Origin of the sequence: Prosthecobacter sp., assembly GCF_049294395.1 — a bacterium.
In the GTDB taxonomy this organism is placed as follows: domain Bacteria; phylum Verrucomicrobiota; class Verrucomicrobiia; order Verrucomicrobiales; family Verrucomicrobiaceae; genus Prosthecobacter.
The window spans coordinates 1-13,171 of the sequence record NZ_JBAQCR010000421.1 but is presented as its reverse complement, the minus strand read 5'-3'; the positions used below and the strand labels follow the sequence as shown (position 1 = coordinate 13,171).

Annotated in this window: 11 protein-coding genes; 7 read left to right on the top strand and 4 right to left on the bottom strand. The window is 60.9% G+C overall.

Annotation, left to right across the window (positions count from 1 at the left end; all coding sequences use genetic code 11):
* Window positions 1–262: 262 nt before the first annotated feature.
* Window positions 263–709: an IS200/IS605 family transposase gene (gene tnpA / locus WAW39_RS28990; RefSeq protein WP_422323036.1), complete on the top strand. Its 447-nt coding sequence runs from the start codon at window positions 263–265 to the stop codon at window positions 707–709.
* A gap of 268 nt (window positions 710–977) precedes the next feature.
* Here tnpA and WAW39_RS28985 read toward each other — a convergent pair whose 3' ends face one another.
* Together WAW39_RS28985 and eno are read right to left on the bottom strand one after the other, a co-directional pair.
* On the bottom strand, window positions 978–1,301 hold the full coding sequence (locus WAW39_RS28985) for a septum formation initiator family protein (protein ID WP_422323034.1): 324 nt from the start codon (window positions 1,299–1,301) through the stop codon (window positions 978–980).
* Window positions 1,302–1,307: 6 nt separating this feature from the next.
* Window positions 1,308–2,594 (bottom strand): phosphopyruvate hydratase, encoded by a 1,287-nt coding sequence (eno, locus tag WAW39_RS28980; RefSeq protein ID WP_422323032.1) that lies wholly within the window; start codon window positions 2,592–2,594, stop codon window positions 1,308–1,310.
* A 785-nt stretch (window positions 2,595–3,379) separates the two neighbouring features.
* Between eno and WAW39_RS28975 the strand changes: the two genes are divergently transcribed.
* The gene (locus WAW39_RS28975; protein ID WP_422323030.1) at window positions 3,380–3,598 is read left to right on the top strand and encodes a helix-turn-helix domain-containing protein; all 219 of its coding nucleotides are present in this window, start codon (window positions 3,380–3,382) and stop codon (window positions 3,596–3,598) included.
* An 88-nt stretch (window positions 3,599–3,686) separates the two neighbouring features.
* Here the strand turns inward: WAW39_RS28975 and WAW39_RS28970 are convergent, their stop codons facing one another.
* Complete coding sequence (locus WAW39_RS28970) at window positions 3,687–4,982, bottom strand: DUF1501 domain-containing protein (protein ID WP_422323028.1); 1,296 nt, start codon at window positions 4,980–4,982, stop codon at window positions 3,687–3,689.
* A 444-nt stretch (window positions 4,983–5,426) separates the two neighbouring features.
* Window positions 5,427–7,355 (bottom strand): DNA mismatch repair endonuclease MutL, encoded by a 1,929-nt coding sequence (gene mutL / locus WAW39_RS28965; RefSeq protein ID WP_422323026.1) that lies wholly within the window; start codon window positions 7,353–7,355, stop codon window positions 5,427–5,429.
* Between the two features lie 136 nt (window positions 7,356–7,491).
* Between mutL and WAW39_RS28960 the strand changes: the two genes are divergently transcribed.
* The 5 genes from WAW39_RS28960 to WAW39_RS28940 all read left to right on the top strand — a co-directional run.
* Window positions 7,492–7,824, top strand: coding sequence for a HesB/IscA family protein (locus WAW39_RS28960; protein WP_422323025.1), 333 nt, complete (start codon window positions 7,492–7,494; stop codon window positions 7,822–7,824).
* A gap of 150 nt (window positions 7,825–7,974) precedes the next feature.
* Window positions 7,975–8,769, top strand: a complete 795-nt coding sequence (locus WAW39_RS28955) for a hypothetical protein (protein WP_422323024.1) — start codon at window positions 7,975–7,977, stop codon at window positions 8,767–8,769.
* A 516-nt stretch (window positions 8,770–9,285) separates the two neighbouring features.
* The gene (gene purN / locus WAW39_RS28950; RefSeq protein ID WP_422323022.1) at window positions 9,286–10,395 is read left to right on the top strand and encodes a phosphoribosylglycinamide formyltransferase; all 1,110 of its coding nucleotides are present in this window, start codon (window positions 9,286–9,288) and stop codon (window positions 10,393–10,395) included.
* Window positions 10,392–12,401 carry an ATP-dependent helicase gene (locus tag WAW39_RS28945; RefSeq protein WP_422323020.1) on the top strand — a complete coding sequence of 670 codons (2,010 nt, stop codon included), beginning with the start codon at window positions 10,392–10,394 and terminating at the stop codon, window positions 12,399–12,401. The genes purN and WAW39_RS28945 overlap by 4 nt, the downstream gene beginning before the upstream one ends.
* A gap of 4 nt (window positions 12,402–12,405) precedes the next feature.
* The coding region (locus WAW39_RS28940; RefSeq protein ID WP_422323018.1) for a tRNA guanosine(34) transglycosylase Tgt at window positions 12,406–13,171 on the top strand (766 nt) is incomplete at its 3' end.

The following is a 13,171-nucleotide window of genomic DNA, read 5'->3' as shown; positions in this document are numbered from 1 at the left end:
CAAATAGGCCTCGCGTGGCCACGCCCCATATGGACTGCGGTTGCGATGTGAGGAACGCTGCTCCCTCTTGCCGATGGCGGATTCATCAAAGCCTGTAGCGAGGGGTTGAGCGTAGCGACACCCCTCGAACAACGCACACACCACCTGCAAATCCACGCGCATCGCGTAGCGATGCCAGCACGAGTGCCTCACAGTCGCCTGGCACCTCCCGAGGCGGCGTGGGGTTGAGTCCCGGAGTACCCGAGGCATGATGAATCGCGTCATGCCAAACACCTACACCAGCCTGCATTACCACATCGTTTTCTCCACGAGGAACCGCGAGCCGTGGATCTCCCGCGAATGGCGCCCGCGTTTGTTTGAGTATCTCGGCGGAACGCTGCGTGGGATGGGCGCGCATTCACACGAGGTCGGCGGCGTGGCGGATCATGTTCATCTCGTGGTGTCGCTGAAGCCCACGCACATGATCGCGAAGGTGCTTCAGGAGTTGAAGAAGGCGTCCTCCATTTGGGTGCATGAGGAGATGCACGTGCCGGAATTCGCCTGGCAGGACGGCTACGCGGCCTTCACGGTGAGCGCGTCCGTGCTGCCTGAGGTGCTGGCGTATGTGCGCGGGCAGGAGGAGCACCATCGCACGCGCAGTTTTCGGGAGGAATTGGAGATCATGTTGCGGAAATCCGGCGTGAGTTTTGAGCCGAAGTACCTGGACTGACGGAGCGTGGAGGGAGGTGCCGTTTGGGGCTGCGGAGTTGTGAGGACGCTCCGTGCTGGCATCGCTACGCGATGCAAGTGCCTTGATGAGGCGTGATGCGCGTGTTCGAGGGGTGTCGCTCCGCTCAACCCCTCGCTACAGGCTCGGATGGCTCCGCCATCACTGATCGGCGAGGTTCCGCTGGGCATGCTGCCTGCAGGGGTTGCTTGCTCCACCACGTCATCGTCGGCACCTCATCCATGCGGCGTGTCCCGCCAGCATTCTCTTCTTAAAACCTCAGCACAAACTCGCCTTCCTTCTGCAGGTGCAGGCGGTCACGGGCGGCCATTTCGAGGTAGGCGTTGTCGTTTTTGATCCACTCCATGCGGCGCAGGAGCTTGTCGCGGTCGGTTTGCAGCACATCGCGCTGCCCTTTGAGCATTTCCAGCTTCACGCGCATCGCGTTCTGCGTGTCGATCGGGTTGTCGCAGAGGACATACACCACAGGCACAATGAGCAGCAGCAGGACGAAGCGGGCCACCTTGAGGAATGCGCGCACCCAGCCTTCCCAGCGGGACTGGGGTTCGGATGCGCGCACTTCTCGGTAGTTCATAGAGTCTTAGACTTTCATGCGGCCGCCGAAAACGGCGTTTTCACCCAGTTCCTGCTCGATGCGCAGAAGCTGGTTGTACTTGGCGATACGATCGCTGCGGCTCATGGAGCCGGTCTTGATCTGGCCGCAGTTTGTGGCGACGGCGAGGTCGGCGATGGTGTAGTCTTCGGTTTCACCGGAGCGATGGCTCATGACGGCGGTGTAACCATGACGGTGAGCGAGCTCGACGGCGTCGAGGGTCTCGGTGAGGGAGCCGATCTGGTTCACCTTCACGAGGATGGAGTTTGCCACGCCCTGGTCGATGCCCTTCTGGAGGAATTCGACGTTGGTGACGAAGAGGTCGTCGCCCACGAGCTGGGTGTTGGAGCCCAGTTCCTTGGTGATGACGCCCCAGCCTGCCCAGTCGTTTTCGGCGCAGCCGTCTTCGATGGAGATGATCGGGAACTTCTTCTTCAGCTCAGCGTAGTAGGCCACGAGTTCGGCGGCGGTGCGCTCGGACTTGTCGGACTTCTTGAAGACGTACTTGTTCTTCGCCTTGTCGTAGAACTCGGAGGAGGCCACGTCGAGGGCGATGAAGATGTCTTCACCGAGCTTGTAGCCGGCCTTGTCCACGGCCTGGGCGATGACTTCGAGGGCGTGGTCCGCGCTCTTGAGGGTCGGGGCAAAGCCACCTTCGTCACCGACGGCGGTGCTCAGGCCCAGATCGTGCAGGATCTTCTTGAGGGCGTGGAAGACTTCGGAGCCGTAACGCAGAGACTCGGAGAAAGTCGGAGCGCCTTTTGGCATGATCATGAATTCCTGGAAGTCGATCGGGGCATCGGAATGCGCGCCGCCGTTGATGATGTTCATCATCGGCACAGGGAGCACCTTGGCGTTCGGGCCGCCGATGTACTTGTAGAGGGGCTGGCCCAGAGTGGCGGCAGCGGCCTTGGCCACGGCGAGGGAGACGCCGAGGATGGCGTTCGCACCGCACTTGGCCTTGGTCTTCGTGCCGTCGACTTCGCGCATCGCGTTGTCGATGCCGACCTGGTCAAGGGCGTCTGCGCCGATGAGGGCGTCAGCGAGTTCATTGTTCACCGCATCGACGGCCTTGAGCACGCCCTTGCCGGAGAAACGCTTCTTGTCGCCGTCGCGCAGTTCCAGCGCTTCGTGTTCGCCGGTGCTGGCGCCGGAGGGGACTGCCGCACGGCCCATGGCTCCGCCTTCGATGTAAACATCCACTTCAACAGTGGGATTGCCGCGTGAGTCGATGATTTCGCGTCCGATGATGCGAGAAATGGTGAGTTCGTCCATGAGGATAGATTATTTAAGTTTTGCTAATAATTAGGATTTTTCAAGAAGGTTTCGAGAAATCTCCGGGGGACAGGCTTCATACACGGGCGGAGCGGGCGCTCAAATGGTAGTTTTTGACGATGCAGCAAGATGTGGGCCTGAATGGCGGGGGCAGGGGAGTGAGTTTGGGCAGGTGAGGGGCCATCTTGGCCTCCGGTTTGGGGGCGGTGGGCTTCATATGAGAATGAGAGGGCAAAATCCAGCCGCCACGAGGGGCTCGCCGAAGATACAACCAGGCGGGAGCCAAATGAGTGTGGAGCAGGAGCTCCCGGAGAGCCGCAGCGAAGCGAAGACAGGTCACCGGATCAGAGGCGCATGCCGGAGGTATGCGAGAAGCTTTCAACCCTCCAGCGCCCACGAGGAATTTGCGCATGGCTCTCGCACCCGCCGCTGGAAGCCCAGGCAAGGCCCTCCGACACCCCTCAAGCCCCCTCATGCCGCATAAATTCACCAAACGTCGTTGACATCTCAAAAACGGGACCCAAGACTTCTTTCATCCTTGGGTGCTTCGTCGTGAAGAACGCGTTCGCCTGAGGGGGACAGCGCCGCCGGCAGTGAAGAACTCTGACCCGCGCAACCTGCAAGCCGGCACCGCCATCCTGTGGCGTTCCCAGGTCAAACCTGGACCGCCGTCGTTTCCTGAAACAGAAGCCTGGCCCTTCGCATCTGCTCCGCACTCCTGAGGTCTCTGCGCATCCGCATGCCAGCATTTAACCACGCAATACCACTAAATACTACACACTGCTATGAATACGAACCCAAATGAAACCCTGCCACAAGACGAAGCTGAACTGATCACCCCGGAGCAGCTCGCCCTCAGGCTCAATGTCTCCCGCCGCTGCCTGGCCAACTGGGCGCGGGACAAGATCATCCCCATGGTGAAGATCGGGCGCATCTGCCGCTTTGACCTCCAGAAGGTCCGGGCCGCGCTGGCGCACTACGAGCGCGCCGCCATCACACGCTGAACCACTAATGCGCTTCGCGTGAAGGGAGCGGGCGGCCTTCCCGGTTCCTCTCCAGATGGGACTTGGCAAGTCCCACTCCTTGTCATTGTTAGCCGAAAAGCTGCGTGATCGGTTTGCCCTTGTCCGCGACGGTAAATGGCCGCTTGCTCGGGCTGTAGAGCACCTGATCCAGCGGAATGCCGAGGGCGTAGGCGATGGTGGCGTTGAAATCGGGGATGGTCACCGGATTGACGGCGGCTTCGAGGCCGGAGTCATCCGTGGCGCCGTAGACCTGGCCGCCGCGAATACCGCCGCCGGCCATGAGGCAGGAGAAGCCGCGCGCGTGGTGGTCACGCCCATCGTTCGCATTGATCTCGGGCGTGCGGCCGAATTCGGTGGCCAGCACCACCATGGTATCTTGTAGCAGGCCGTGGGATTCCAAATCCTGCAGCAGGGTGCTGAGAGCGGAGTCCAGTTCGTCGCACAATTCAGGGACGCGGGTGAAATTGGCATTGTGGGTGTCCCAGCTGCCAAAGGAGACTTCGACAAAGCGCACGCCGTGTTCCACCAAGCGGCGCGCCAGCAGGCAGCCCTGGCCGAAGCGGTCGGTGCCGTATTTGTTGCGCAGGGCGTCGGGCTCGGCGCTGAGGTCAAAGGCGGCGAGCTCCTCGCTCTTCATCATCTTGAGGGCGTCGTCATACATGTCGGCGTAGGCTCGCACGTTTTTGACGTTGTAGGTTTCCGCAAACTGGCGGTCGAGCTGCTTGGCGACGCTGAGGCGGCTGTTGAAGCGCTCTTCGGTGAACCACTGGTTGGTCTTCACGTTGTTGATGCCGCTTTCAGGGTCGTTGATCATCAGCGGCGCAAAGCGGCTCTCAAAGAATCCGGCGCCGGGATGGCGGCTGTCGTTGCCGATCATCACGCTGCCCGGCAGGGTGGGATTGCCGCGATCCTGAAACTTCTGCAACCACGCCCCCATGGACGGATGGCGGATGCTGCTGCGCTGCGTGTAGCTGGTGTGCTGGTAGTAGTTGCCCTGCTCATGCGCGCCCTGTGTCGTCATCATGCTGCGGATCACGGCCAGCTTGTCCATCTGCCGGGCGATCAGAGGGATGTTACCCGCGACGCGGATGCCATCCACGTTGGTGTTGATGACCTTGGTCAGGCCCATGACGTCCGGCTTCTTCGGCTTCGGGTCAAAGGTGTCCAGATGGCTCATGCCACCGTTCATGTACAGATAGATGACATTGCGCGCCGTCGCCGCCTGCTTCAGTGGCGAAGCTCCCTGCCCGGGGGCGGCCAGAATGCGGGAGCCGAAGTGGGCTGCCGTGCTGACGCCGAGGAAGGTTTTGGCGGCACCGGAGACAAACGTGCGGCGGCTGAGGTCATTGCGGAGAGGATTCATGGACAGGGCAGGGGATGGAGGATGCGGCCCTTTAACGCAGGCAGGTGGCGGTCTTATCACAAGATTTGCGTTCTTTGTCCTACGGAGGTCAGGCCTCCGGCCTGACACCGGTCCGGGGGGGATTCCAGCCTTCGGCTCAAAGGCGGGCCGGGTCTGGTTGCGCAAGCTCTGCCAGACGTGCGCTTTAGGAAAGGGGGAGGGCGGCTGGGCTGGCAGGTGGCGCTGGGACGAAGGAATCTACGGACGCGCACAACGCGTCCCTACCATCCGCGCAGCACACCCAGGGCTGGTAGGGATGCGCTGTGCGCGTCCGTGATTTCGGGTCTGTCGCGTCGCAAGCGCTCAAAAAGGTGCGCCGTCCTTGCTGCGATGAACAGCAGGCTTTTTCCCCGACGGCATGGGATTCCTATCGGGCGAGACGCCCAACCTCCGTGGTGCGGCGTGCTACCCCGGCGCTCTCCGCCCAAACTTCCGCTCCAGTTCGCTGGTGGAAATCTGCACCAGGGTGGGGCGGCCATGGGGGCAGCAGTAGGGCATCTCGCAGGCGAAGAGGTCTTTCAGCAGCGCCTGCATCTCGGGGATGGAGAGCACGTCGTTGCTCTTCACCGAAGCGCGGCAGGCGATGGTGGCGATGGCGTCCTCGCTCAGGCGCAGGCTGGAGGATTTGGTGCTCAGGCTGCTGAGTTCCTCGATCACTTGATCCAGCCAGGCGGCGGGATCGTCGGTCTTCAAAAACGAGGGCAGGGTTTCCACCTTGAAAATGTTCGGGCCGAAGGGCTCGATCTCGATGCCCAGGCGGTTGAGCGAGGGCAGATTCTGCCGCAGCAAATCGGCGTCGCGGGGCGTGGTTTGTAGCGTGACGGGCAGCAGCAGCCGCTGGCAGGGCACGCCGCCGGATTCGATGGCGCGGCGGAATTTCTCGAAGTTCACCCGCTCATGCGCGGCGTGCTGGTCCATGAGCACGAGGCCCTCTTTGCCTTCCATCAGCACATACAGCTTCTGCAGCACGCCGATGATGCGGTACTCCGGGGCCTCAACGGGCTCGGCTTTGGCGGGGGCTTCGGGTTTTTCCTCTTCCGTGGCTTCTGCAGGGGCCGCTGTGTCAGGGGCTTGGGGCTCAATGGCGGGAGTGCTGCGACCAGCGGCGATTCTCTCCAGCACGTCTGCCACGCGATGAGAGACGGCGGGGGCGGCTGGCTGCGTTCGCGGGGGGGATGCGGGTGTGGTTGCCGGTGCAGGGGCGATGTTACGCAGCGGTGCGGACGAAACCGCCACCGGCATGGCAAACTGCTCCTGGCGGCTGTCGGGCACCAGAGGCACTCGCGCTGCCGCAGGGGCGGCGGGCATGGCGCGTGCGGGGGCATGACCCGTGGGCAGTTTGGCGGCGTTCTCCAGCGTGTGGCTCACACAGCGGGAGATGGCATCTCGCACGCTGTGACCATCATGAAAGCGCACCTCTTTTTTGGCCGGATGCACGTTCACATCAAACGCGTGCGGATCCATCTGGATGAAGAGGAAGGTGACCGGATACTGCCCCTTCATCAGCGCGGTGTGGTAGCCTTCGCGCAGGCCATAGGAGATGCTGGCGCTCTCGATCGGGCGGCCGTTCAGATACGTCGTCTGCATCTGGCGGTTGGAGCGGCTCATGCCCGGTCCGCCGATGTAGCCGGAAACGGTCACGCCCTGCACGGTGGTTTCCTCGACCTTCAGCAGCCTGGAGGCCAGCTCGTCCCCCACCAGGCCGCGAATGCGTTCCAGCATGTCGCGCGTGGCCGGCAGGTGCAGCACGAGTTCTCCATTGTGCGTCAGGGTGAAGGCCGTCTGCGGATTGGCGATGGCATGCAGCCGGAGCTGCTGCTCCACGTGGGCAAATTCCGTGTTCTCCGTGCGCAGGAATTTGCGGCGGGCAGGCACATTGAAAAACAGCGAGCGCGCCTCGATGACCGTGCCCGGGGCTCCGCCGTGATCGCGCACCCCCACCAGCTTGCCGCCATTCACTTCGATCTCCGTGCCCACCAGCGCCGATTTCTCACGCGTGGCAAGCCGGAAGCGCGATACGCTGGCGATGCTGGGCAGCGCCTCGCCACGAAATCCGAAGGTGTGGATCGCGCCGAGGTCCTCCTTGGTCCGTATCTTGCTGGTGGCATGGCGCTCCAGACACAGCATGGCGTCCTCCCGGTCCATCCCGCTTCCATCATCGACAATGCGAATCATCGCGATGCCGCCGCGCTGGGCATGCACCTCGATGTGGGTGGCTCCGGCGTCCAGGCTGTTCTCCACCAGCTCACGCACCAGAGCGGCCGGCCGCTCCACGACCTCCCCTGCCGCCACCTGGCTGGCGAGTGCGTCTGGAAGAATGCGTATTTTTGCCATGTATTTCGATAAAGTGCGGGGTGGGAGGCGTAGCCTGTACCACAACCCAGAAATGTTATCTTGGATGCCAGATGGGGATTTGCAATCTCCGTGCTTCTCGGCCATCAGACACACGACCGCCATTGCCTGCCCAACCATGATTTCCCTCACCTCCAGCGCCATCGAACATCTCAAATCCCTCATCGCGGAAAAGAACGCCGAAGCGGGCACCGGGCTGCGCCTGCGGGTGGAGAAGGGCGGCTGCGCTGGCATGCAGTACGTCATGGGCCTGGATCAGGCCAAATCCGACGACGAAGTGCAGTCTCAAGATGGTGTCTCGATTATCATCGATCACGACAGCCTCGGCTACCTGCGCGGCTGCCAGATCGATTACGTCGACTCCCTGGCGGATGCCGGCTTCAAGCTCACCAATCCCAACGCCGCCCGCAGCTGTGGGTGCGGCACCTCCTTTGAACCTCAGACTACCTGAATCTAAGACTTAGATTTATTGATTCCTCTGGCCATTATTGAAGCAATCTTGTTGCCAACTTATTCACAAAATTTCCTTTTCAAATTCAGTCGATATTGTAGAATTTGAACATTCCTGATCTATAAATACTAAAATTTTCGCAAAACTGTCATGCAAATCCGATTTTTGAGCGACGGCAATGAGTACCGTTCTTACGGTGGCGGGAGCTTTTCCAAGAAGAAAGACTCCGGCGGCATTTTCTGGTGGACGATTCTCATCACTTTGCTGATGGGCTTTGCCACCTTCTGCTGGTTCTTCAGCATCATGGTGTTCGCCCACCCTGAAAAACCATTCAATTACCGCGTGCTCGCACGTTTCGACAAGCTCGACCCCCTTCGCAAGTTCACCAACTACACCGTGCCGCAGGGCAAGTTCCTTCCTGCGCGTGATCTGCTGGCCGAGTTCTATGCCTTCAACAGCGAGCAGCTTGCCGTGAAGAATGATCTCCTCAAGCGGTCCTACATCCGCAACTACAAGCAGGAGCAGCCTCTCTATGTGAAGGGCTCCTTCCAGGTGATCAATGCGCGCCCTCTCACCGCCAAGGATGTCATCACCGAAGGCTGGGTGGTGCGTGCGCGTTCCGCAGACATCGAGGACGTGGACATTGAAATCGTGCTTCCGGGCAACAAGGACAAGGCTGACCCATATCAGATTGGCGACTCCCTGATCCTCGATCAGAAGAGCACCTTTGCCGCCGCGCTGCACGTGCAGAAGTTTGATCAGGAGCGCGTCTGCATCACGCTCATGCCGCTTGCCTATCAGGGCTTCGCCACCAAGGCCGGGGAGCAGTTCAAAATGGCCCCGCCCGCCAAGCTCAACATGGACGCCTACTGGCCCCTCACCCGTGATCCCGGCGCCGCCGTTCTCGAAAGCACCGCCGACAAGGTTGTTTCCAAGCAGGGCTGAGTCTCATCTCCATCATCTCTCAAAAAGCGGAAGGCGATCCCTTCCGCTTTTTTTGTTCAGAGGGTGGGCTTCTTGATGGCATGTAAAGATACATCTAGGTAGCTCAAGGTAGAATGTGGTATACGGGTGCGCGGGCATGTTTGATATGGAGTGCGGTCGCGCAGTGAGGAACGAACGCAGCTGCCGCTTTCGACGTGCTGCACGGCTCACGCATATCACGAGTTATTCGAAAGCGGCAGCCGGTGAACTTCCGCCAGCCCCTCACCCCACGCCAACCACGAGACGCTCGAAAGCGGCGGCTCCACCCTTTCAGGGTTGCGCAGCCGCACTCCAAATTCGCTCTGGTTGCGCTGTCCTTGCACCACAAACTCCACCCCGGAATCAAGGAAGAAAAAATCACCGAACCAACAACGAAAATTTGACGCCCCCACCACCGCTCCACCCCGGCTTCTCCATCCTTTAAATTTCCAACCTCTCCCACCTTGCATCCGCCACGCTTCGCGCCAATAGCAAAGCATGCCCGATGACTACAATCCCGCCACCATCGCCGATGTCCGGCGACTGCGTGACACCCTGGATCAGCAGGGAAAAAAACTGGTGTTCACCAATGGCTGCTTCGATCTCCTGCACGCAGGCCATGTGCGCTACCTTGAGCAGGCCCGTGCGCTCGGAGATGCCATGGTGGTCGCCTTGAATTCAGATCAATCCGTGCGCCAGCTCAAAGGCCCGGATCGTCCGCTCAATCCCGAGCATGATCGTGCGGAAGTGATGTCTGCGCTGCGTGCCGTGGATGCCGTTGTCGTGTTCGATGACGAACGCGCCACCTCGCTCATCGAAGCCATCAAACCGCATGTGTATGCCAAAGGCGGCGACTACACCGTGGAGTCCCTCAATCGGGAAGAACGCAACGCGCTTGAAGCCGCAGGCACGCAGATTTCCATCCTGCCCCTCGTGCCCGGGCGCTCCACGACGCGCACGATTAATAAGATGCAGGCGGGTGATGCTGGTGCGAAAAACAGCGGCCTGCTGCGCATCGCCGTGCTGGGCTCCGGCGCAGGATCCAATCTCCGCGCCATCATCGCTGCTATCGCGGATCACAAGTTGAAGGCTGAGATCGCCATCGCCCTCACCGATCAGGCAGAGTCCGGTTTCCGTGAGATCGCCCGCGCCGCCGGCGTGCCTGCGCTGTTTGTCGATGGTGGTGACAATCCGCGCCGGCTCAGTGATGCGGCGCAGAAGGAAATCTTCGAGCATCTGGAGCGCGCACGCATTGACGTCGTCGTGCTCGCGGGATTCATGCGCATTCTCAAAGAGCCGGTGATCAGTGCGTATGCCGGTCGCATTGTGAATGTGCATCCATCGCTGCTGCCGAAGTACAAAGGGGCCAATGCACCGCAGCTGGCCATTGATGAAGGTGAGCTTGAAACCGGCTGCACCGTGCATCTTGTGACTGCGGAGATTGATGGCGGTCGCATTCTCGGTCAGGCCAAGGTGCCGGTAAACATCGGCGACACCGCTGAGAAATTGCATGCGCGGATCAAGGTCGAGGAACACAAGCTCCTGCCACAGGTGCTGAATGAATGGCGTGAACGTGGTCTGCCCGTGCGAGGTGCGGGTGCGCCATGAGCCACGGATTTACAGGCACCCTCAATGCGCAGCAGCGCGAGGCCGCCACCACCATCAATGGTCCGCTGCTCATTCTCGCAGGTGCAGGCACGGGCAAGACGCGCGTGCTCACCGCGCGCATCAGCTTCATGGTGAACGAGGGCATCAATCCGAAGAACATCCTTTCGGTCACCTTCACCAACAAGGCCGCCAATGAAATGCGCGAGCGTATCAAAGGCATGGTGCGCGACGGCCTTGGTAAGAAGGTCGTGGTAGGCACCTTCCATGCGTTCTGCGTTCGCCTGCTGCGCGAGTTTGCGGAGCACGTGGGCTACAAGAACAACTTCGCCATCTACAGCCAGGGCGAGCAGGAGACGCTGATCAAGCGCGTGCTGCAGACCCTGCTGGTGAAGGACGAGACGCTGGACCCCAGCATGGCGCTTTCGCGCATCAGCAAGGCCAAGAACGCCGGTGAGGGTTTGGGAGACCCGAAGGAAAGCCTCGATGCCGCCGTCATGGAAAAGTACATGGACGAGATGCGCGGGCTGAATGTCATGGACTTTGATGACCTCATCATCCTCGGCGTGCGTCTGCTCGAAGAGCATGCCGATGTGCGTGCCACGGTGCAGAGCCGCCACCACTACGTCATGGTGGATGAATTCCAGGACACCAACTCCCTCCAGATGCGCCTGCTGCGTGCCTTGGTGCCCGCGCCGTACAACGTCTGCGTGGTGGGAGATGACGACCAGTCCATCTACGGCTGGCGCGGTGCGGAGATCACCAACATCACCGAGTTCGAAAACTTCTTCCCCAATCCCCATGTGGTGAAACTGGAGGAAAATTACCGCAGCACCACGCCCATCCTGCACACGGCAAACAGCCTCATCAAAAACAACATTGGCCGCCGTCCCAAGTCCCTGTGGAGCCGCAATCAAGGCAGCGATCTCGTCCGCCTCATTGCCAACGAGGATGACAAGGAGGAGGCGGACATGATTGCGAAGGAAGTGGAAACCGCTCACTTCGCGAACAAGCAGCCGCTGGAAGAATTCGCCGTGCTCTTCCGCACCAATGATCAGTCGCGCGTGCTGGAGCAGGCCTTCCGCCAGCGCAAGATCGCCTACCGTGTGGTGGGTGCGCGCAGCTTCTTTGACCGGCGTGAGGTGAAGGACATTGTGAGCTACCTCAGCGTGCTGCACAATCCGCACGATGACATGGCGCTGCTGCGCATTTTAAACACGCCCACGCGCGGCATCGGCAGCGCCACCGCAGAGCTTGCGCGTGAGCGCAGTATGGAGAAGCACCACAGCATCTGGGTGGCGCTGTGCGACGAGGAATTCCTGCGCCAGATCCCCGAGAAGGGGCGCAATGCCATCCGCCTTTTCACTGCGCTCATCGTCAAATACTCAGGCCCGGCCAGCACCCCCGGAACCAACCTGGTGGACATGACGCAGGCCCTGATTCTTGAGACCGGCTACATGGAGCATCTCAAAAAAGCCGCCAAGGAGCCGGAAGATTTCGCCGGCTGGGAGAACGGCATCAATGAGCTGTACAAAAGCATGACCAGTCATGCCGAACGCGACCGCGCCAGTGGTCTCGCGGGTTTCCTGGATGAAGTCAGCCTCAATGATGAGCGTGAGGAAAAGGACGACATCGAAAAGAAAAAGGGCGTGTGCTTGATCACCATGCACGCCTCCAAGGGACTCGAATTTCCGGTCGTGTATCTGCCGGGGATGGAGCAGGGGATCCTGCCGCACAAACGCAGCTTTGATGAAGGCCGCGTGGATGAAGAGCGCCGCCTCTTCTACGTGGGCATCACGCGTGCGAAGAAGAAGCTGACACTGAGCCACACCCGCACGCGCATGAAGTGGGGCAAGAAGCAGAGCAACATGCCCAGCACCTTCCTCAAGGAGCTCGACCGCAAGTACGTGGAAGAACTCGACTACACCAAGCACATGAACGAAACCACGACGCAGGAGGAAAACACCAATTTCTTCTCCGGCCTGCGGGCCATGATGGCGGAGAAGTAATCGCGTGTCTCCCTCCCGTCTCCAGTTTCAGCTCGATGCCCAGGCCAGCGATTCGCATGCGCGGGCCACCACGTTTCACACGCTGCACGGCACCATTCAGTCGCCGTTGTTCATGCCCGTGGGCACGCAGGCTACGGTGAAGGCGCAGACGCAGGAGTCCCTGCACGCCTCCGGCTCGCAGATCCTGCTGGCCAACACTTACCACCTGCTGCTGCGTCCGGGCCCGGATGTCTTCACGAAGCTCGGCGGCATCCATCGCTTCATGAACTGGCCCGGCTCCGTGCTCACGGATTCCGGTGGTTATCAGATCTTCTCGCTGCCGCACTCACGCTCCATGACGGAGAAGGGGGCCGTGTTTCAAAGTTACGTCGATGGCCAGCGCATCCTGCTCAGCCCGGAGCTCAGCATTCAAACGCAGCGCGCCATCGGCAGCGACATCATGATGGTGCTGGACCAGTGCATCCCTTCCACGGCCGATGAGAAAACCGCGCGCGCCGCCCTGCAGGTGACGCAGCGCTGGGCCGTGCGCAGTCTCGCCGCGCGTGAGGACTCGCCGCAGTCCATGTTTGGCATCGTGCAGGGGGCGCTGTATCCGCAGCTCCGTCGCGAGAGCGCCGCTGGCCTCATGCAGCTCGACTTCGACGGTTTCGCCATCGGCGGCCTCGCCGTCGGTGAGGAAAAAAACGAACGCGAAGACGTCTGTGAGCTGACCGCCGCGCTGCTCCCCGCAGACCGCCCTCGTTACCTCATGGGCGTGGGCACCCCGGTGG